Annotated in this window: 17 protein-coding genes; 5 read left to right on the top strand and 12 right to left on the bottom strand. The window is 57.7% G+C overall.

The genetic code is table 11. The features are described from left to right. Positions 1-38: 38 nt before the first annotated feature. Together ACR0M3_RS06585 and ACR0M3_RS06580 are read right to left on the bottom strand one after the other, a co-directional pair. Positions 39-2,084 carry an ATP-binding protein gene (locus tag ACR0M3_RS06585; RefSeq protein ID WP_480910017.1) on the bottom strand — a complete coding sequence of 682 codons (2,046 nt, stop codon included), beginning with the start codon at positions 2,082-2,084 and terminating at the stop codon, positions 39-41. A 116-nt stretch (positions 2,085-2,200) separates the two neighbouring features. Next, complete coding sequence (locus tag ACR0M3_RS06580; RefSeq protein ID WP_209504584.1) at positions 2,201-2,404, bottom strand: hypothetical protein; 204 nt, start codon at positions 2,402-2,404, stop codon at positions 2,201-2,203. Between the two features lie 650 nt (positions 2,405-3,054). Between ACR0M3_RS06580 and ACR0M3_RS06575 the strand changes: the two genes are divergently transcribed. Beyond that, positions 3,055-4,206 carry a DcaP family trimeric outer membrane transporter gene (locus ACR0M3_RS06575; RefSeq protein WP_480481956.1) on the top strand — a complete coding sequence of 384 codons (1,152 nt, stop codon included), beginning with the start codon at positions 3,055-3,057 and terminating at the stop codon, positions 4,204-4,206. Positions 4,207-4,292: 86 nt separating this feature from the next. On the opposite strand, the gene ACR0M3_RS06570 is transcribed toward ACR0M3_RS06575, so the two are convergent. The 3 genes from ACR0M3_RS06570 to ACR0M3_RS06560 form a co-directional block, all read right to left on the bottom strand. Continuing rightward, positions 4,293-4,646, bottom strand: coding sequence for a hypothetical protein (locus tag ACR0M3_RS06570; protein WP_209504586.1), 354 nt, complete (start codon positions 4,644-4,646; stop codon positions 4,293-4,295). Between the two features lie 133 nt (positions 4,647-4,779). Continuing rightward, entirely contained in the window at positions 4,780-5,112 is a 333-nt protein-coding gene (locus ACR0M3_RS06565; protein ID WP_480506382.1) for a DUF6497 family protein, read from the bottom strand. A 266-nt stretch (positions 5,113-5,378) separates the two neighbouring features. After that, the gene (locus ACR0M3_RS06560) at positions 5,379-6,911 is read right to left on the bottom strand and encodes an acyl-CoA carboxylase subunit beta (protein WP_209597857.1); all 1,533 of its coding nucleotides are present in this window, start codon (positions 6,909-6,911) and stop codon (positions 5,379-5,381) included. Between the two features lie 183 nt (positions 6,912-7,094). On the opposite strand from ACR0M3_RS06560, the gene ACR0M3_RS06555 reads away from it, so the two are divergent. Continuing rightward, positions 7,095-8,300 carry a multidrug effflux MFS transporter gene (locus tag ACR0M3_RS06555; protein ID WP_480910016.1) on the top strand — a complete coding sequence of 402 codons (1,206 nt, stop codon included), beginning with the start codon at positions 7,095-7,097 and terminating at the stop codon, positions 8,298-8,300. A gap of 63 nt (positions 8,301-8,363) precedes the next feature. Next, entirely contained in the window at positions 8,364-9,764 is a 1,401-nt protein-coding gene (locus ACR0M3_RS06550; RefSeq protein WP_209504590.1) for a helix-turn-helix domain-containing protein, read from the top strand. A 74-nt stretch (positions 9,765-9,838) separates the two neighbouring features. Here ACR0M3_RS06550 and ACR0M3_RS06545 read toward each other — a convergent pair whose 3' ends face one another. The 6 genes from ACR0M3_RS06545 to ACR0M3_RS06520 form a co-directional block, all read right to left on the bottom strand. Further along, complete coding sequence (locus ACR0M3_RS06545; protein WP_209504591.1) at positions 9,839-10,078, bottom strand: HP1242/YdcH family protein; 240 nt, start codon at positions 10,076-10,078, stop codon at positions 9,839-9,841. A 253-nt stretch (positions 10,079-10,331) separates the two neighbouring features. Further along, positions 10,332-11,990: a choline dehydrogenase gene (betA, locus tag ACR0M3_RS06540; RefSeq protein WP_480773162.1), complete on the bottom strand. Its 1,659-nt coding sequence runs from the start codon at positions 11,988-11,990 to the stop codon at positions 10,332-10,334. 66 nt (positions 11,991-12,056) lie between these two features. Then, the gene (betC, locus tag ACR0M3_RS06535; RefSeq protein WP_480910015.1) at positions 12,057-13,565 is read right to left on the bottom strand and encodes a choline-sulfatase; all 1,509 of its coding nucleotides are present in this window, start codon (positions 13,563-13,565) and stop codon (positions 12,057-12,059) included. Continuing rightward, entirely contained in the window at positions 13,562-14,134 is a 573-nt protein-coding gene (gene betI, locus ACR0M3_RS06530; protein WP_267365208.1) for a choline-binding transcriptional repressor BetI, read from the bottom strand. The genes betC and betI overlap by 4 nt, the downstream gene beginning before the upstream one ends. A gap of 83 nt (positions 14,135-14,217) precedes the next feature. Then, positions 14,218-15,126 (bottom strand): DMT family transporter, encoded by a 909-nt coding sequence (locus ACR0M3_RS06525; RefSeq protein WP_267365210.1) that lies wholly within the window; start codon positions 15,124-15,126, stop codon positions 14,218-14,220. 40 nt (positions 15,127-15,166) lie between these two features. Further along, positions 15,167-15,766, bottom strand: coding sequence for a LysE/ArgO family amino acid transporter (locus ACR0M3_RS06520; RefSeq protein WP_480557635.1), 600 nt, complete (start codon positions 15,764-15,766; stop codon positions 15,167-15,169). 87 nt (positions 15,767-15,853) lie between these two features. On the opposite strand from ACR0M3_RS06520, the gene ACR0M3_RS06515 reads away from it, so the two are divergent. Both ACR0M3_RS06515 and ACR0M3_RS06510 read left to right on the top strand, forming a co-directional pair. Continuing rightward, positions 15,854-16,747: a LysR family transcriptional regulator ArgP gene (locus ACR0M3_RS06515; RefSeq protein WP_480506213.1), complete on the top strand. Its 894-nt coding sequence runs from the start codon at positions 15,854-15,856 to the stop codon at positions 16,745-16,747. Between the two features lie 27 nt (positions 16,748-16,774). After that, complete coding sequence (locus ACR0M3_RS06510) at positions 16,775-17,464, top strand: nitroreductase family protein (RefSeq protein ID WP_480506212.1); 690 nt, start codon at positions 16,775-16,777, stop codon at positions 17,462-17,464. Between the two features lie 25 nt (positions 17,465-17,489). Here the strand turns inward: ACR0M3_RS06510 and ACR0M3_RS06505 are convergent, their stop codons facing one another. After that, positions 17,490-18,770, bottom strand: coding sequence for an MFS transporter (locus ACR0M3_RS06505; RefSeq protein WP_480910014.1), 1,281 nt, complete (start codon positions 18,768-18,770; stop codon positions 17,490-17,492). Positions 18,771-18,864 lie beyond the last annotated feature (94 nt).

Here is an 18,864-nt window from a genome sequence, read left to right as displayed (position 1 = left end):
CGGGAACTTTGGGTTGTATGTCGAAAGCGCCAACATGGTCACTCGAACTCGATGATCACGTCGTCCACAGCAAGGCTGTCACCGGGACCTGCATTGACCTTGGCGACCACGCCCCTCTTTTCAGCGCGCAGGATGTTTTCCATCTTCATCGCCTCAATTGTGCATAGTGCCTGACCTTCTTGCACTTCCTGCCCCACTTCGACGTCAATCTTCACGACAAGGCCGGGCATCGGACAGAGCAGCAATTTCGAGGTATCTGGTGGCAGTTTTTCCGGCATCAGCTTGGCCAGTTCCGCCTGCCGTGGGCGGCGCACATGTACTTTCAAGTCCGCGCCGCGGTTGCGAACGCGGAAACCGCCCGAGATCTTGCCGATTTTCAGAACCAGCGGGCTGCCATCCACGTCCAGAACCGCAAGTTGATCGCCCGGCGTCCAGTCCGACGCGACACGCAGGGACGATCCGTCGTCAAACTTGACCGTTGACCCCTCTTTGTCGGCATTGACCTGCACGGCGAAATCCTGCCCCTGCAATGTCACAACCCAGCGCTTGCCTACTTTGCGTTCGTGATTGTCCATCCGGCCCGACACGCGGGTGCGCCGGATTTCGGCGACGCGGTGCATCGCGGCGCAGGATGCAGCAATCCGGCGCAGATCCACTTCGGGCAACGTTACGCCCTCGAACCCGTCTGGATATTCTTCAGCGATAAAGGCCGTTGTCATGTCACCGCTGACAAACTTCGGGTGATCCATCACTGCCGACAGGAACGGCAGGTTGTGACCGATGCCTTCCACTTCGAAACTGTCCAACGCCACGCGCATCGCTTCGATTGCTTTTTCGCGGGTCGGGGCCCAAGTGCAGAGCTTGGCGATCATCGGGTCGTAATACATACTGATCTCGCCGCCCTCGTAGACGCCGGTATCGTTACGTACGGCGGTTTCGCCTTCGGGGGCTTCACCCTGCCATTTACCGTTGACCAGCAACGGACCGGCCGCGGTTTCCTGCGGCGGGCGATACCGGGTCAGACGACCGATCGACGGCAGGAAGTTGCGATACGGGTCTTCCGCATACAGACGGTTTTCAATCGCCCAGCCGGTCAGGGTCACGTCATCCTGCGTTATCGATAGCTTTTCACCCGCTGCGACACGGATCATCTGCTCGACCAGATCGACGCCGGTGATCAGTTCCGTGACAGGGTGTTCCACCTGCAGGCGCGTGTTCATTTCGAGGAAGTAGAAGTTCTTGTCTCCGTCCACAATGAACTCGACCGTACCAGCACTCGCGTAGTTCACGGCCTTGGCCAGAGCGACAGCCTGTTCACCCATCGCCTTGCGGGTTTCGGGATCAAGGAAGGGTGACGGCGCCTCTTCCACCACTTTCTGGTTCCGGCGCTGGATCGAGCATTCACGCTCACCCAGGTAGATGCCATTTCCGTGACTGTCGCACAGAACCTGAATTTCGATATGGCGCGGCTGAGTTACGAATTTTTCGATGAAGATCCGGTCATCTCCGAACGAGTTTGCGGCTTCGTTCTTGGACGACTGAAAGCCTTCGCGCGCCTCTTCGTCGCTCCACGCGATGCGCATGCCCTTGCCACCGCCACCGGCGCTGGCTTTGATCATGACCGGATAACCGATGTCGTTCGAGATCCTGACCGCCTCGTCCGCGTCTTCGATCAGCCCCATGTAACCCGGAACCGTCGAAACTCCGGCCTCCTGTGCGATCTTCTTCGACGTGATCTTGTCGCCCATGCTTTCGATTGCACCGACAGGGGGGCCGACAAAGGCAACACCTTCGGCCTCGAGCGCCTCGGCGAATTTCGAGTTCTCCGACAGGAAGCCATAGCCGGGATGAACCGCCTGCGCACCGCTTTGACGGATGGCATCCATGACCTTGTCGATCACAATGTAGGACTGGTTCGCCGGGGGCGGACCGATATGCACGGCTTGGTCGGCCATCGACACATGCAGCGCGTTCTTGTCCGCGTCCGAATAAATGGCAACGGTGCCGATACCCATCTTGCGGGCGGTCTTGATGACCCGGCAGGCGATCTCGCCCCGGTTGGCGATCAGGATCTTATTGAACATGAAACGTCCTTTGGCTTGGTGTTCCGGAAACGCAAAACGCCGCCGCAGGGTACGATCCCCACGACGGCGTGATGCGCAATGATGGCTGAGGCGCCAGGCGCCCCGAAGGATATGCGTTAGTTACAGTTGTTCTGTGTCTTGCAGTACAGCACGTTGCCCGCTGCGCCGACGGCCGCGCCAAACAGCGGGTCGGCATTGAGGACCGCGGCCCCCACAGCCCCGGCACCACCGCCGAGGAGTGCCTGTTCGCCCGTGGTGTCACCGCACGCGGCCAGACCCGCACAGGTCGCCGCAACAAGGATGAGTTTCGAGAATCGCATTGTGTCTGCCCTTTTAGGTTTCTTGGTTCGTTTGGGATCAGATGCGCGAAATGGGGCCTGTTATTCAATATCAATGCAATTGCAGGCAGGTTTTGTGCAGGTTTTCGCTTCTCTTTGGCCGTGGAAGCCAAAAAGAAAAACGCGGACAGGTCTATGTGGGGAACACAAGCCTGCCCGCGCAAGGAAGGGGTACGGAATAGTAGGTGCATGTGCGGCGCAGGCAAAGTAGAGCCGCACGGCCCATTCAGTTTGCACGGCACAATCTGTTGAGCAAACACAGTATTGTTTCCCTGGGACAACTCGGCTGGTTTCTGCCCAAGCCACAACATGGCGCGCAACATCGTGCCGACAGCATTCAAGTGAATTACCAGCACGAAAGCCCCGTTCACCGTCACAGTTTCGTTACAAAATGGGTCGCTTCCGATGCTTTCTGCGGTTGCAGCATCACGAATCGCCGCCACTCCACCGGCGAAGGAATTACGGCGCAACAGCGCGTTAGATGACAGGTTCAAGACGCTGTGATTCAAGAAGTCGAAAAAGGCACATTTTATTGAGAAATCAGATGGTTCTATTCTCTTTCTCGTGATTTCCAAAGATTTCTGCTGCGTGAAACGGTCCTTGGGCACACTCGCACTCAAAGGAACACCCACATGACTATGACTAGAAAAAAGGCACTCCTGCTCGCTGCCTCTGCGCTCAGTGTGACCGGCACGTTTGCTGTTGCCCAGGACGCCCAGACCCAGGCCGAACTCGACGCTTTGCGCGCCCGGGTCGAGGCGCTGGAAGCCGACAAAAGCGGCCCCGCCAACGGAGATTTCCGCATCGGCAACACCGTTTTGGACGTTTACGGATACGTGAAGGCCGATTTCTTCTATGACTTCGACTACGATCAGGGGGATACGGCGTTCGTGAATGTTATCGGTGAACCCTCGGCCGCAACCGACGGCACCTTCGGGGCAACCGTTCGCCAATCTCGGATCGGATTGCGTACCACCACCCCAAGCGGGATCGGTGACATTGGCGGACAGCTTGAGCTTGACCTGTTCGGTTCCGGCGGCACGGCTGAATTGCGCATTCGCCATGCCAACATCACCATCGGCGATCAGTTCCTGATTGGTCAGTACTGGACCAACTTCCAACCATTGGACACCTACCCGACCACTGTCGAATTCAACGGCCCCGTGGGTATCGCATTCGCTCGTGTCCCACAGCTGAGATACACCGGACAGCTTGGCAGCAATGCACAGTTTGCGGTCTCGATCGAAGAGAACGTCAGCGGGTCGAATTCCGATGATCCCGTCCTGACGGCCTCGGCGGAATATAACGACGGTACGTACATTGCCCGTGGTGCCGTTTTGTACGGTAAAGCCAATTCCGGCAATGTCGAAGTGGATCAAACCGGCTTTACGCTTTCCGGCGGCATTCGCCCCTGGCAAGGCGGGTTGTTCCAAGTCAACTACGTCACAGGTGAGGCGCTTGGCCCGTACCTGATCGGTCTCGGCGATGCCATCGTCGGTGGGCAGGCCAACGATGTGGATGGCTACACCGTGGAATTCAGGCAGGACATCGGTGCAAAATGGAATGTCGGCATTGCTTACGGTCGTGAAGACTATGATCTGCCGACCTCGACCGGCACGCTGTCCTTCACCGAACTGGAAACCATCCATGTCAACGCGTTCTACAAGGCGACAGACAGTCTGACGCTCAGCGCCGAATACATCTATGGCGAGCGGAATGACGCGCCCACCGGCAGAACCTTTGACGGCAGCCGCGTTCAGCTTGCAGCCCAGTTGAACTTCTGAGACCACACATAAATCCTGCCCGGTTTCGGGCAGGATTTTCCCGAAACTGGCAGTGATCGGATTATGTGCGGCAGCGAATGTCACAATCAGTCCATCCCGTCGATGATGTCCGGGAAGGATGCGCGCGCAGCGTTTACGTCGATAACGAGCAAGGCATCATAACTGGCCGGATCAAAGGGGTCTTCTGCCGGGATGACTTCGCGCCCGAACAGCCAGCTCAAACGCCCAGCATCCAGATTGCCCCGTTCGAACGGCTGGTCGCCGAAATGGGCCCAAAGGGCTTCCATGAACGCACTATCAGCGCGCCTGTCCGCAGGTTTACGGTCCCGAAACCGCTCGCGCCGCGTTAACGGTGTAGCGCCCTTTGGGTTGGCGCGACGAATGGTGAACTGAAAGTCAGTGCCTGAAAGGCGACCGGGGAAACCACGATGCTTCAGCATGAAAGGCCCTCTTGTGTCATACTTGCAGACAAAAGCAATTCGAGCCCGAAAAGGGATGGGGTCATGATGCGCACCTCCAAAGCCGCACAGTTGGTCTGAGACGCTTTGTACTCATGGATTCCTGCGGTCATGGTCAAAGCCCCTCCCAGATACACTGGGACTGCTCCAGCCGGTAGGCCTCAAAAAACTGGGTCGCATCAGGGGCGGCATCACCAAACTCTACCGGGCGATCGGACAAAGAGATCACGACCCGCGCCGGATGCAATTCATGCTGCGCGACATATGGAACGGCCAGAATCTGGCACAGGTGCTCCATATCCTTCGACGCCACATCATATCCGATCCGTCCCACTGACGCGCCTATTCTGGGCGCGATAAAGCGAAAGCGCAGCCAAAGCTCGCCGGGATTGTTGTCCAGCAGGACATCGCTCAGTTGCACTGGCTGGCCCGACGGCACCGGCAGCAACGAATCGGAATCCGCAAAAGCAGGATGGCTGAAGGTGAGTGCACCCAGACAAATGGCGCGACCCCGGACCCACCAGCGGCGAGCTCCTCCTTCCGGGGTCGCGCGCGCAGTACGATTAGTCTGCGCGGTTCTATGTCTGACGGGTCGGATCATTCAACTATTTGCCGGTTTTTGTCAATTCCGCCTCAATTTGAGGGGGTTTCAGCCTCGGAACCGCTGTGACGGTCAAAGATTGAGCGGGGCGGGCCATACCGCCCCTAGATGGATCACAGCGGGATATTGTCGTGCTTTTTCCACGGGTTCTTCAGCTGTTTGCCGCGCAAGCTGGCAAATGCCCGGGATACACGACGGCGGGTCGAATGCGGCATGATCACCTCATCGATGAAGCCGCGCTCGGCTGCCACGAAGGGATTTGCAAATCGGTCTTCGTAATCCTTGGTATGCGATGCGATCTTGTCGGCATCCCCCAGATCGGCGCGATGAATGATCTCGGTCGCCCCTTTGGCCCCCATGACCGCAATTTCGGCGGTGGGCCAGGCATAGTTGAAATCACCGCGCAAATGCTTGGAGGCCATAACGTCGTAAGCACCGCCATAAGCCTTTCGGGTAATCACCGTCACCTTCGGCACGGTTGCCTCACCATAGGCAAAGAGCAACTTGGCCCCATGCTTGATGACACCACCATATTCCTGGCTTGTTCCCGGCAGGAAGCCAGGAACGTCGACCAATGTCAGGATCGGGATTTCGAAGCAGTCACAGAAGCGCACAAAGCGCGCAGCCTTGCGCGACGAGTCGATATCCAGACACCCGGCCAACACCATCGGCTGGTTTGCGACGACGCCTACGGTCTGACCTTCCAGCCGGATGAACCCGGTAATGATGTTCTTGGCAAAATCTTCCTGAATTTCATAGAAATCGCCCTCGTCCGCCACTTTGGCTATGAGTTCCTTCATGTCGTAGGGCGTGTTCGGATTCTCTGGCACAAGAGTGTCCAGCGAAGCCTCGATCCGGCCGGGCTCGTCAAAGAACGGGCGCACGGGCGGCTTTTCGCGGTTGTTGAGGGGCAGAAAGTCCACCAGGCGCCGCACCTCGGCCAAAGCTTCGACGTCGTTTTCGAACGCGCCATCAGCGACCGAGGATTTCTTGGTATGGGTCGAAGCCCCGCCCAGTTCCTCGGCAGTCACCACTTCGTTGGTTACGGTCTTCACCACATCAGGGCCGGTCACGAACATGTAAGAGGTGTCTTTGACCATGAAGATAAAGTCGGTCATCGCCGGGCTGTACACCGCGCCACCCGCACAAGGGCCCATGATAACGCTGATCTGCGGCACCACGCCCGAGGCCATGATGTTGCGCTGGAACACTTCGGCATACCCCGCCAGCGAAGCCACACCTTCCTGAATGCGCGCGCCGCCCGAATCGTTGATGCCAATCACCGGCGCACCGTTCTGGACCGCCATGTCCATAATCTTGCAAATCTTCTGAGCATGGGTTTCCGACAGCGATCCGCCAAAGACGGTAAAATCCTGGCTGAACACATAAACCATGCGCCCGTTGATCGTACCCCAGCCGGTGACGACGCCGTCACCCGCAGGCTTTTGTTTTTCCATTCCGAAATCGGTGCAGCGGTGGCTGACGAACATGTCAAACTCTTCAAAGCTGCCCTCGTCCAGCAGCAGTTCGATCCGTTCTCGTGCGGTCAGTTTGCCGCGCGCGTGCTGGGCATCGATCCGTTTCTGCCCACCGCCCAGGCGTGCGTTGTCGCGGCGGCCTTCCAATTCGGAAAGAATGTCTTTCATGACGACTATCCCCTTATAAATTTGCCGGGACCCTACCTGCTTGGGCCGCTCATCCAAAGCTATTTTCGGCAAATTTGCAAAATTTCAGCAACAGTAACTTGGATAACTGCAAAACTGCGAATTTTTACAAGCAATTCTGCGAATGGCTGGCAATCCGAAAATCCACGGCTATACATGTGAACCATGCAGTTCAGCTCTGACGCGGTCCACCGCACACCACCCACATTGGCGACGCTTGTTTTACTCTCGGGCCTGTCCGCCCTGAGCATGAACCTGTTTCTGCCCAGCCTGCCAAACATGGCCGAGTATTTCGAAACCGATTACAAGGTCATGCAGCTGTCGATTGCGCTTTATCTGCTGATCAATGCCATTCTGCAAATTCTTATAGGTCCAATCGCGGATCAGGCAGGCAGACGACCGGTTTTACTATGGGGCCTTGGCCTGTTCCTGATAGCGACCCTTGGGTGCATCTTTGCACCCAATGCTACGGTTTTTCTGGCGTTCAGGATGTGTCAGGCTGTTGTGGTCGTCGGTATGGTTCTCAGCCGCGCTGCGGTGCGGGATATGTACGATCAGGACCAAGCTGCCTCAATGATCGGTTATGTGACGATGGGCATGGCCGTGGTTCCAATGATCGGCCCTGCCATCGGCGGCTTGCTGGAAGTGAGTTTTGGCTGGAAAGCGAATTTCTGGCTGCCCTTTGCCGTAGGTTTGCTGACTATGGCACTGACCTATTCGGACTTTGGGGAAACATCGGCAAAGAGCGGCAAAACGCTTGTCCAGCAGTTCAAGGAATACCCCGAACTTTTGACCTCGCCACGGTTCTGGGGATACTCACTGGCTTGCGCCTTCTCATCGGGTTCGTTTTTCGCCTATCTCGGCGGCGCACCTTTCATTGGCACAGAATTGTTCGGGTTGAGCGCGGCGCAGGTTGGCATTTATTTTGGCGCACCAGCAGTTGGGTATTTTGTCGGCAACTTCATGAGCGGGTGGTTTTCAGTGCGGTTCGGCGTGAACCGCATGGTGCTGTGGGGAAGCCTGTTCAATGCGTTTGGCGTAGCTGTATCGGCATTGCTGTTTTTAGCGGACCGCGGAACCGCACTCAGTTTCTTTGGGTTCATGACATTTGTGGGCGTCGGTAATGGCATGGTCATCCCCAACGCAACTTCGGGCGCGCTATCAGTGCGCCCTCAACTCGCTGCAACCGCCTCGGGCCTGAGTGGCGCCATCATGCTGGGCGGCGGCGCCGGGCTGAGCGCGCTGGCAGGTGCCTTGCTGACAGGTGAAACCGGCGCGATGCCGCTGCTTTGGCTGATGCTGGCAACAGCCGTTCTGGCGATCGTCGCAATTTCAACTGTCGTACGAAGAGAACGGCAATTGGGGCTGTAACCGCTTGCCCCAATGACTTTGCAAAGTTAACCTCGGAAATTGGAAAACTTGCAAAGGCACCCTATGGCCACCCAAAAGCTCTATGCGGGCGCGAAACTGCGCGAAATGCGGACTCGCCTGACCCTGACGCAGCGCGAATTTGCCGCCAAACTGGGCGTTTCACTGCCTTATCTGAACCAGATGGAGAACAACAACCGGCCGATCTCGACCACGGTTGTGCTGGCTCTGGCGCAGGAATTCGGAATGGATGTTACCGAACTCAGCACCGGCGACAGCGAACGTCTTGTTTCAGACATGCGCGAGGCGCTGGCCGATCCTGTTTTTGCCGACATACAGCCCCCTCTGGCCGATCTGCGCCTGACAGCTTCCAACGCCCCGGCCCTGGCGCGCGCGTTTATCGAATTGCACAAAACCTACCGGCAGACACATGAACGCCTTGCCTCGCTGGACGAGGCTTTGGGGCGTGAAGATGCACGTATTCAGGCCAGCCCGTGGGAAGAAGTGCGTGATTTCTTCCACTATTGCGACAACTACATCGACGCCGTGGACAGGGCAGCGGAACTGTTTGCCAACCGCGCCGACGGCCCCGGCGGTATCCGGCAAGCCGCCCTGAGCAGCCTTTCAGAACGCGGAATTCAGGTGGTTTTTTCAGATATGGGCCCCTTGCGCGCTTATGATGTCGACAGCAAAATTCTGCGCCTGTCCTCCCGTGCAGCGCCGCAGACGCAGGTGTTCCAGCTTCTGTTACAGGTTGCGCTGATCAGTCAGGACCAGCTGCTGGAGGCAACGCTGGACTTCGCCAAGTTCCAAAGTGACGAAGCCCGCGCCATCGCCAAGATCGGTCTTGCCAACTATTTCGCTGGTGCCTCTCTGATGCCTTATACCGCGTTTTTGACTGCTGCTCAGGAAGAGCGTCACGATCTGGAGCTGCTCAGCAACCGGTTCGGGGCGTCGGTCGAGCAGGTTGCACATCGGCTGTCGACACTACAGCGTCCCGGCGCCAAGGGTATCCCGTTCTTCTTCGTCCGGGTTGATCAGGCGGGGACGATCACCAAGCGGCACTCGGCCACACGCCTGCAATTTGCACGCTTTGGTGGCGCTTGCCCGCTTTGGAACGTGCATCGGGCCTTTGAAACGCCCGGGCATTTCCTGCGACAGCTGGCGGAAACACCAGATGGCGTTCGCTATATCTCGCTGGCGCGGGATGTCTCAAAATCGGGGGGTTCGTTTGGTGCGCCCGTCAGACGGTACGCCATTGCGTTGGGGTGCGAGGTCCGCCATGCCCCGGCGCTTGTTTATGCTGATAACCTCGACATCAACAATGCCAGCGCTTACGAGCCCATTGGAATTTCCTGCCGCATCTGCGAGCGGCAAACCTGTCACCAGCGTTCGGTTCCGCCGCTGGAACGCCGTCTAAGCATCGACACCCATATTCGCGGCACCCTGCCCTATGAAGTGACCTGATCTTAGTCTGGCGACTAAGCCCTATCAGCGTCACGTCTCTGGGCACGTCGGGGGCATAGCCCCCGCCAATGAATTTAAGCCTTGGACAGGATCGCCCAGATCTCATCCTTCAGCGCCGCGCGTTTTTTGCGCAGGTCAACCTCGGCCAGTTCCTCCATGGGTTCGACATTGGTTTCGGCGCGGTGCACTTCGCGGTTGACCTCATGATATTCATCGGCCAGCCGGGCGAAATGCGCATCCGACTGCTTGAGCTGGCTCATCAGTTCAACTTTGTCCGGAAACTCTTCGGCAAGTTCATGCGGGGTGTGAGACATCTCTGTTCGCTCCTTCATTTATCGTTGCAAACCAGTGATAGAAGCGTGACCGGGTTATCGCTTTGACCGGGATCAACTACCCGCAATAATCCCGCGAATTTCAAAAAAAGCTCCACGCGCCATCCTGCCGTGCAGAAGGCAAGTTAAGCTGAAACGTGGCTCAACCTTATCTGGACAAGAACGCTGAACCTTTTCCTAACATGCCCCCGGCAAGCGCTGAACAGCGTATTCAACCGGGAGCAGTCAAGTATCATTATCGCTGCGCAGTTGCCCAGCCGGGGTGGATCCACGGGCGATCATTGGCCTTGGGTAACGGGTCTTTGCCCAGCAGAGAATCCGATACTTTCTCGCCCACCATGATCGAGGGCGCGTTGAGATTGCCGTTGGTGATCTGCGGGAAAATCGAACTGTCCGCGACGCGCAGCCCGTCCACGCCGATGACGCGACCCTCGGGATCGACCACCGCACCTTTGTCATCCGCACGCCCCATCCGGCAGGTGCCACAGGGGTGATAGGCGCTTTCGGCATGTTCCGCGATAAAGGCGTTCAGTTCTTCATCGGTTTGCACAGCGGCACCCGGCTGAATTTCCTTGCCCGCATAGGGTTTGAAAGCGTTTTGTCCAAAGATTTCGCGGGTCAACCGGATACAGGTGCGGAAGTCTTCCCAATCCTCTTCATGGCTCATGTAGTTGAACTTGATCACCGGCGCGTCTGCGGCTTGCGCAGACCGCAATGTGACCGCCCCGCGTGACGGGGACCGCATCGGGCCGACATGCGCCTGGAACCCGTGCCCCTCTGCCGCCGCCTGTCCGTCATAGCGAACTGCGATCGGCAGGAAGTGGTACTGAATGTCGGGATACTCCACACCCGGCTTAGACCGGATGAATGCCGCGCTTTCAAACTGGTTCGATGCGCCCAAACCTGTCTTGGTAAACAGCCATTGCGCCCCGATCAGACCCTTGCTGAACAGGTTCCAGTGCTTGTAGAGCGTAATCGGCTGTAGCGAAGCTTGTTGAATATACAGCTCCAGATGATCCTGAAGGTTCGCACCCACCCCCGGACGATCCGCAACGACGTTGATCCCATGTTCCGCCAGATGTGCGCCCGGGCCGATACCAGACAGCATAAGCAGTTTGGGCGAGTTGATCGAGGACGCAGCCAGAACGACCTCGCGCCGGGCCTTGATGATCTCTTTCTTGCCGCCACGGATCAATTCCACACCAGTGGCGCGACCGTTTTCCATAACAACCCGAGACGCAAGACCCCGCACGATATCACAATTGTCGCGTTTGAGCGCGGGCTTCAGATAGGCATTTGCCGCCGACCAGCGCCGCCCTTTCCAGACGGTCTGCTCCATCGGGCCAAAGCCTTCCTGCTTTTCTCCGTTATAGTCGCCGGTGACCTCGTATCCCGCCTGTTGGCCTGCATCGACAAAGGCCTGAAACAGTGGGTTTGCGCGGGGACCGCGCGACACGTGCAATGGGCCGTCAGTGCCGCGCCAGGCCGGATCGCCCCCATGGCCGCCGTCATGCCATGTCTCCATGCGTTTGTAATAGGGCAGCACATCCGCATAAGACCAACCGTCAGCCCCCATCTCGGCCCAGGTGTCGAAATCGCGTGCGTGACCGCGCACATAGACCATGCCGTTGATCGACGACGACCCGCCGATCACCTTGCCGCGCGGGCAGGCCAGACGGCGGTTGTTAAGATGCGGTTCGGGCTCGGACTGATATCCCCAGTCATAGCGCGACATGTTCATCGGATAGCTGAGCGCGGCAGGCATCTGGATAAACGGCCCCATGTCGGTGCCACCGTGCTCGATCACCAGGACCGAGGCCCCACCTTCGCTCAGACGATATGCCATTGCGCAGCCTGCGGACCCTGCGCCAACGATGACAAAATCTGCTTCCATATTCACAACTCCTCGCCCGCCGGGTGTGACGCCTCCGGCGGGAGTATTTTTAAAAAGATGAAGAGGTTACTCGCCGCGTGGGAACCGGGCATTTTCCTCGACGATGTTCAGATCCATATGATTGCGCATGTAGCGTTCGGACGCTTTTTGCAGCGGCTGATAATCCCATGGGTAATATCCGCCTTGCCGCAGTGCCTCATACACGACCCAGCGTCGCGCCTGACTGGCACGGACATCCGCGTCGAAGCGCTCCAAATCCCAGCGGGTCTCGGACTTTGCGCGCAGGGTTTGCAGCGTGCCCGCATGTTCGGGGCTGTCTGCCAGATTGGTCAGTTCATGCGGGTCTGCCTCGAGATCAAACAATTGATCCGGGTCCAGCGCGCATCGATTGTATTTCCACTTTCCATAGCGCAGCGACACCAGCGGCGCGTAAGATGCCTCGGCCGCGTATTCCATAGCCACAGGCGCGGTTCGTTCCCCGCCTTGCGCCAGCGGCACCAGGTTTTCGCCGTCCGTCCATGGGGCGATCTCGGCCATGTCAACACCTGCCAGAGCCCCGAGTGTGGGTGTCACATCAATGGTGGAAACCGGTGTATCGATCCGCCCCGCAGGCAAATCCGGGGATGAAATCAACAAAGGAACGCGCGCCGAGCCTTCGTAGAAGTTCATTTTGAACCACAAGCCCCGTTCACCCAGCATGTCACCGTGATCCGAGACGAACAGGATGATCGCCTCTTGCCGTGTCGTTTCCAGCACTTCGAGGATTTCACCAATCTTGTCATCGAGATATGTGATGTTGGCGAAATAGGCACGGCGGGACTTGCGAATGTCTTCCTCGGTGATGTCGAAGCTACGCCAGTCATTGGCGTCGAAGATTCGCTTGGCGTGAGGATCCTGGTTTTCATAGCTAATATCAGCGATTTCAGGCAGCAGATGCTCGCAATCCTCGTAGAGGTCCCAGTATTTGCGCCGGGCGACATAGGGATCATGCGGATGGGTAAAGCTGACCGTCACGCACCATGGGCGGTCATCCTTGCCGCGCGCAAGGTCATACAGTTTGGCCTTGGCGTTATAGGCGACCTCGTCATCATACTCCATTTGGTTGGAAATCTCGGCAATACCCGCGCCGGTCACCGACCCCATGTTGTGATACCACCAGTCGATCCGCTCACCCGGCTTTCGGTAGTCCGGTGTCCAGCCAAAATCGGCCGGGTAGATATCAGTTGTCAGGCGATCCTCAAACCCGTGCATCTGGTCCGGCCCGACAAAGTGCATTTTGCCTGACAGACAGGTGTAATAGCCCGCGCGACGCAGGTGATGTGCGTATGTGGGGATGTCGCTGCGAAACTCGGCCGCGTTGTCATAGACGCCGGTGCGTGAGGGCAATTGACCGGACATGAAGCTGGCCCGCCCCGGCGCACAAAGCGGCGACGCAGTATAAGCGTTGGCAAAGCGGGTCGACCGTTCGGCCAGTTTCTTCAGGTTCGGAGCATGAAGCCAGTCAGCGGGACCGTCGGGAAAGAGGGTTCCGTTCAGCTGATCCACCATCAGGATCAGAATGTTCGGTTTTGTCATTTTTCAGCCTCGAGCAGAGTATCGAGCACGCGCATTGCGTGGTTCACGGCCAGTTGCGGTTCTTCCGGGGCGCTGAGCGCTGCGCGAATATAGAGCCCGTCAATCAGGGCAATCATGTTCTCGGCCGCCTCAACCGGATCCTGTATCCTGGGACGCAGGGCATGGACCAGGTTCGATCTTATGCGCGCCTGATAGATCTGCCACAAACGCAGCGCGTCACTATTGGTCTGCGCCAACACGTAAAAGGTCATCCAGGCGGCAATCACGTCAGGTGTGAAACATGAGGGAGCAAAACAGGCGTGGATAATCGCCTCTGCCCGATTGCCCGGTTTGGCCGCTTTCAACTGGGCTCTGGCTTCGTCGCTGAAGTCGGCGAGGATCTGACGCATTGCGGCCAGAAAGATCTGATCCTTTCCGCCAAAATAATGGTGTGCCAGTGCGCTGGACATGCCCGCGCGTTTGGCAATCTGGCTGACGGTTACATCCAGGGATTTCTTGACACCCAGTTCAGCAATCGTCGCTCGAACAATAGCGTCCTTGCGGATCGGCTCCATTCCAACTTTTGGCATCGCTTTCCCCATACAGGTGTCATGCGACCAAGCTAGGATGTTTTTATTGACTCGTCAATCAATGTAAGCGCAGAGATGTCTTGTTACAGCTTCGGCGCAATACTGGGAGGCGTCAAGTCCCGCCGGTTCAACATGAACTCGCGCCATGAGATGAAGCTTACTGCGCCCAGTATCAGGGTTCCGCCAGCCACAACCCATAGGTCGACACTTTCGTGGAAGATCGCTGCACCCACAAGCGTGGCCCAGATCAACTGCAGGAATGTGACGGGTTGTGTGACGGCCACAGGCGCGGCCTGCAACGCCAATGTCATGAAGTAATGACCTGCGGTCGCAAAGCTGGCCACCAGAAACAGAACCCCGAGTTCTTGCATACTGGGCCGGGTCCAGACGGCAACCGCAAAGGGGATCAAGGCGATGGTTACCCAGATGGAAAGGTGCGCCACGACAACCGAAGGCGGCACATCGCGGACAAGAAGCTTGGCCAGCAAATAGGACCCACTTAGCATCAGGGCCGTTCCGAGCATGGCAAGGTGACCTTGTGAGACCTCGCGAAACCCGGGGCGCAGGATGACCAGCACGCCCACCAAAGCGACCAGAATCGCGGCGACCCTGCGAAAAGCCAGCTTCTCGCCCAGAAACAGGGCTGCACCCAAGGTGACATAAACCGGCGTCATGTAGTTCATCGCAGTGACTTCGGCCAAGGGAATTTGTGTCATGGCGAAGAACCAAAGCATGACAGCAATCGCGTGTACTACACCGCGCAAACCGAACAGCGTCAGCAGGCGGGGTGTCAGCCGGGTCGCCATGATCGACCGCAAGGCCGGTAACAGAAACACCAATCCCAGCGCATAACGCAGGAATGCGGCCTGGATCGGATTCATCGTCGTGCCCAGAGATTTGACCAATGCGGTCATCACAACAAAGGACAGCCCGGCGGCAAACATCCAGAACATACCGGCAAGCGGGCGCGACGATACGGCGAGAGTTGTCATGGCTTAGGTTGAACACCGAAACCCTGCCGGGAACAACCCTTCACATGACAACAAGTTTCAGTGCGATACCCAGCATTACGACACCGATCACTGCATCCAGCACCTGCCAGGCGCGCGGGCGCGCAAACACCGGAGACAGAACACCTGCGCCGTATCCAAGTGAAAAGAAGAAGACAAAGCTGGAAATGACCGCCCCAATGGCAAATCCGACCCGGTCATCATACTGTGCCGAGATGGAACCGATCAGAACCACTGTATCCAGATAGACATGCGGGTTCAGCCAGGTGAAGGCGAGAACGGTAAGCATCGCGGTTCTAAGGCTGGTTCGCTGGCCGTTGCCCGTTTCCAACACCGCGCCACCCCGCAGGGCAGACCCGAAGCTGCGCAGCCCATACCACGTCAGAAAAGCGGCCCCGCCAAATCGCAGTACAGGTTCAAACCAGGGGGCTGAATGGGCCAGAGTCCCGAACCCTGTGACGCCTGCAACAATCAAAACCGCGTCAGACATTGAGCAGGTCAGGCACAGAAGAAACACATGTTCACGCCGCAACCCCTGTCGCAAAATAAAGGCGTTCTGTGCCCCGATGGCGAGGATCAGACTGAAACCCAGCGCGAAACCGGCGATCATGGACGTGGGCATGGGACCTCCTGCTATTGCAAGACGTTGACTAAGGCCGTTGGTGCGATCTATCAAATTAAAGATGTTACCCCGAGTTAAGCCTGACTAATGTTGCTAGATCCTCTTCACCTGTCCGCTTTGTCTGCCATTCTGCGTCATGGCAGCTTTGATGCGGCTGCGGCAGAGCTGGCGGTGACGCCCTCGGCGATATCCCAGCGGATCAGGGCGCTTGAGGATCGGATTGGAGCCACCCTGATACATCGGGGCAGCCCTTGTACCGGGACGCCCGCCGGGCTGCGCATTGCCCGTTACGCGGAAGATGTCGGACTGCTTGAGGCACAGCTGGTTCGAGAACTAACGCTGGAGCAGGAACCAAGGTCCGCCCGCGTCCGTATCGCCGTACCTGCAGACAGTCTGGCCACCTGGTTTGTTGATGCGATGGCGCAGGTGCCTGACATGCTGTTCGATCTGGTGATCGACGATCAGGATCACTCCGCAGACTGGCTGCGACGGGGCGAGGTAAGCGCCGCCGTCACCGTTGGTGGCCAGACAGTGACCGGGTGCGACGCGATCCCATTGGGCGTGTTGCGCTATCTGCCAACAGCCAGCCCGGAATTCATCAACACCTGGTTTCGGGACAAAGTGACCGAGGCAGAACTTGGCAAGGCACCCTGCCTGGTTTTCAACCAAAAGGACGGGCTACAAAGGGCATGGATTGTTCAGCACACTGGCAAACGCCTTTCACCCCCGTCTCATTTCCTGCCTTCTTCACACGGATTTGTGGACGCGGCGATTGCCGGGCTTGGGTGGGGCATGAACCCCGCAGCTCTGGTGCAGGAGGCTTTGAAACATGGGCTGTTGCGCCCCATCGTGCCCGATGCGCCGTTGGATGTCGCGCTGAGCTGGCAGGTTGGGCGTGTTCTTGCGCCCGCGCTCAAACCTCTGACCCAGGCTGTCAAACGTGCCTCAGAACGAATTTTGCTTCTGCCTCAAAGCAGCTAAACAGACACGACATTTTCGGAGGGACCGATGTTCTCACGTGACGCTCTTGGCTATGACCCGATTCCCCTGCCGGACCGGTGCGACATCAGCGATGCAGACATGCTGGGCGCGGCGCAGGCGTTTTACGAAAAGATGCGTCAGCGTCACACTGTCCGGGATTTCAGCCCCCGCCCCGTTGCCCGTGAGATAATCGAATCCAGCCTGCGCACCGCGGGCACCGCCCCGTCGGGCGCCAATCACCAACCCTGGCATTTTGCAGCCATCTCGGACCCTGCCCTTAAACACCGCATCCGGGAAGAAGCCGAAGAAGAAGAACGCCGGTTCTACGCAGGTGGCGCCGGGGATGAATGGATCAAGGCACTGGAGCCCATCGGCACCAACGCGGTCAAAGGACATCTGACAATCGCCCCTTGGCTGATCGTGGTTTTTGCCCAGCGCTGGGGGCAATTCGAGGATGGAACGCGGTACAAGAACTACTACGTCCCGGAGAGTGTAAACATTGCCACCGGCTTTCTGATTGCCGCGCTGCATCACGCGGGCCTCAGCACCCTGACCCACACCCCGAACCCGATGCGGTTTCTGAACGACGCGCTGGACCGGCCCGCGTCGGAAAAACCAACCATGATCATCGCGGTGGGGCATCCGTCAGAAGACGCGACTGTGCCTGCTGTGGCAAAACTCAAGAAACCCCTGGAAGAGATTTCATCCTTCTTCTGAGGCTTTCGCGACGCTCGCCAAAAACTCAATTCGAGGGCTGTTCCGCCTTTTTCCGTTCTGGTTGCATCATGCGGTAGCAGTTAATACAGGACACCAGACTGGCGACGACGATGAATGCGACGGCCATTGCGACCTCGTGCATATGGGCGACAGCGGCAAGGCCCGCAGACAACAACACCGCGGTTGAACGCGCGAACGCCTTGACCGCCGCCGATCCCCGCACCCGCTGCTCTTTGGGTGCCACATCCAGAAAATAGAGTTTACGCGCACTGCTGATCCCGGTCACCGCAACGGTGACAATGAACAGCGCAATTGCATGCAAGTGAACCTGATGGTCGATGCCCAAATAGTGGAACACCAAAAGGACACAGCCTGTTGCGGCGACCATCAATGTCCCGATCACCATGACAGCACGATGGGATTTCATGTTGATGGTTTGCCACAGAGGGCCCGAAACAAGATACCCCGAAGCGGAAGAAACGATCATCGCGGTCAATCCCTGTGTCGAGCTGTGATGCGCTTCGGCTGCGATGAGCGCGAAGAACGGAACAGACAGCGACACAGCAACCAAGGGCAGACGCATGATCATATACCGCCGGAACCACTGGTATTCGAACATGCCCAGAATACCCTTGATATTCGCCTTAATCGAAATGCCCCTTTCGGACTTCTGCGGCGTCGTCGGTGCACCCTCACGCACGGTTTCCGTCATCGCCAGCATGAACAGACCCGACAGAAGGAAGAATAAAACCGAAACGCCAATCATGACTGAATGGCGCGAAAAGGGTGGATTATCCTTGGTGATCTGATGCACCAGCAACGCAAGGCCAATGGCACATAGCCCCCCGGCACCAAGCTGCAGGTATTGCATGACCATGCGCGAACGCGCCTGAACATGGTCCCCGAGCAGATCCGTAAGCATCATGGTCTGCACTTCGCTGACAAGCCCGATCACCAAAAACACAGACAGGAAAACCACCGCGATCAATGGGACAGCCCCGGTTGCGGCCGCAGCGATTGCCAGAACCAGACAGGCGCCAATGACCGCTTCGGTCAACGCAATCGCACGTTTCTTCTTGCTTCTTGCCGCAACGGGTTGTGCGAGAAAGAAATCCGCAATTAAACAACCGACCATCCGCACCGACACCAGCGCCCCCGCCACAAACATCGGCAACTCGAAGGAAACGGCTAGAAACGGTAAAACAACCGACGGGCTGCCGAGCGTCCACGCGACCTGAGACAGGATACTTTGCCCGGCCAGGACGGGCACGTTGCGCTTGGTTCGATCGGAAGTTTCGGATGTCATTAGTACTGTGTCTTCGTGTTTCCTGGATTTCCGCCACTTTCAGCCTAAGCGCATCGACTGTTTCAGCCAATAATTCAATAAAACCATCAAAAAC

This window comes from Ruegeria sp. O5 (assembly GCF_056535105.1).
The sequence above is the reverse complement of the archived record's forward strand: the minus strand, read 5'-3'. Positions and strand labels throughout refer to the sequence as shown.

Bases quoted from the DNA above. Each gene is read 5' to 3' on its own strand.
- ACR0M3_RS06585 (WP_480910017.1), bottom strand. From the start codon at position 2,084: ATGTTCAATAAGATCCTGATCGCCAACCGGGGCGAGATCGCCTGCCGG.
- ACR0M3_RS06580 (WP_209504584.1), bottom strand. From the start codon at position 2,404: ATGCGATTCTCGAAACTCATCCTTGTTGCGGCGACCTGTGCGGGTCTG.
- ACR0M3_RS06575 (WP_480481956.1), top strand. From the start codon at position 3,055: ATGACTATGACTAGAAAAAAGGCACTCCTGCTCGCTGCCTCTGCGCTC.
- ACR0M3_RS06570 (WP_209504586.1), bottom strand. From the start codon at position 4,646: ATGCTGAAGCATCGTGGTTTCCCCGGTCGCCTTTCAGGCACTGACTTT.
- ACR0M3_RS06560 (WP_209597857.1), bottom strand. From the start codon at position 6,911: ATGAAAGACATTCTTTCCGAATTGGAAGGCCGCCGCGACAACGCACGC.
- ACR0M3_RS06555 (WP_480910016.1), top strand. From the start codon at position 7,095: ATGCAGTTCAGCTCTGACGCGGTCCACCGCACACCACCCACATTGGCG.
- ACR0M3_RS06550 (WP_209504590.1), top strand. From the start codon at position 8,364: ATGGCCACCCAAAAGCTCTATGCGGGCGCGAAACTGCGCGAAATGCGG.
- ACR0M3_RS06545 (WP_209504591.1), bottom strand. From the start codon at position 10,078: ATGTCTCACACCCCGCATGAACTTGCCGAAGAGTTTCCGGACAAAGTT.
- betA (WP_480773162.1), bottom strand. From the start codon at position 11,990: ATGGAAGCAGATTTTGTCATCGTTGGCGCAGGGTCCGCAGGCTGCGCA.
- betC (WP_480910015.1), bottom strand. From the start codon at position 13,565: ATGACAAAACCGAACATTCTGATCCTGATGGTGGATCAGCTGAACGGA.
- betI (WP_267365208.1), bottom strand. From the start codon at position 14,134: ATGCCAAAAGTTGGAATGGAGCCGATCCGCAAGGACGCTATTGTTCGA.
- ACR0M3_RS06525 (WP_267365210.1), bottom strand. From the start codon at position 15,126: ATGACAACTCTCGCCGTATCGTCGCGCCCGCTTGCCGGTATGTTCTGG.
- ACR0M3_RS06520 (WP_480557635.1), bottom strand. From the start codon at position 15,766: ATGCCCACGTCCATGATCGCCGGTTTCGCGCTGGGTTTCAGTCTGATC.
- ACR0M3_RS06515 (WP_480506213.1), top strand. From the start codon at position 15,854: ATGTTGCTAGATCCTCTTCACCTGTCCGCTTTGTCTGCCATTCTGCGT.
- ACR0M3_RS06510 (WP_480506212.1), top strand. From the start codon at position 16,775: ATGTTCTCACGTGACGCTCTTGGCTATGACCCGATTCCCCTGCCGGAC.
- ACR0M3_RS06505 (WP_480910014.1), bottom strand. From the start codon at position 18,770: ATGACATCCGAAACTTCCGATCGAACCAAGCGCAACGTGCCCGTCCTG.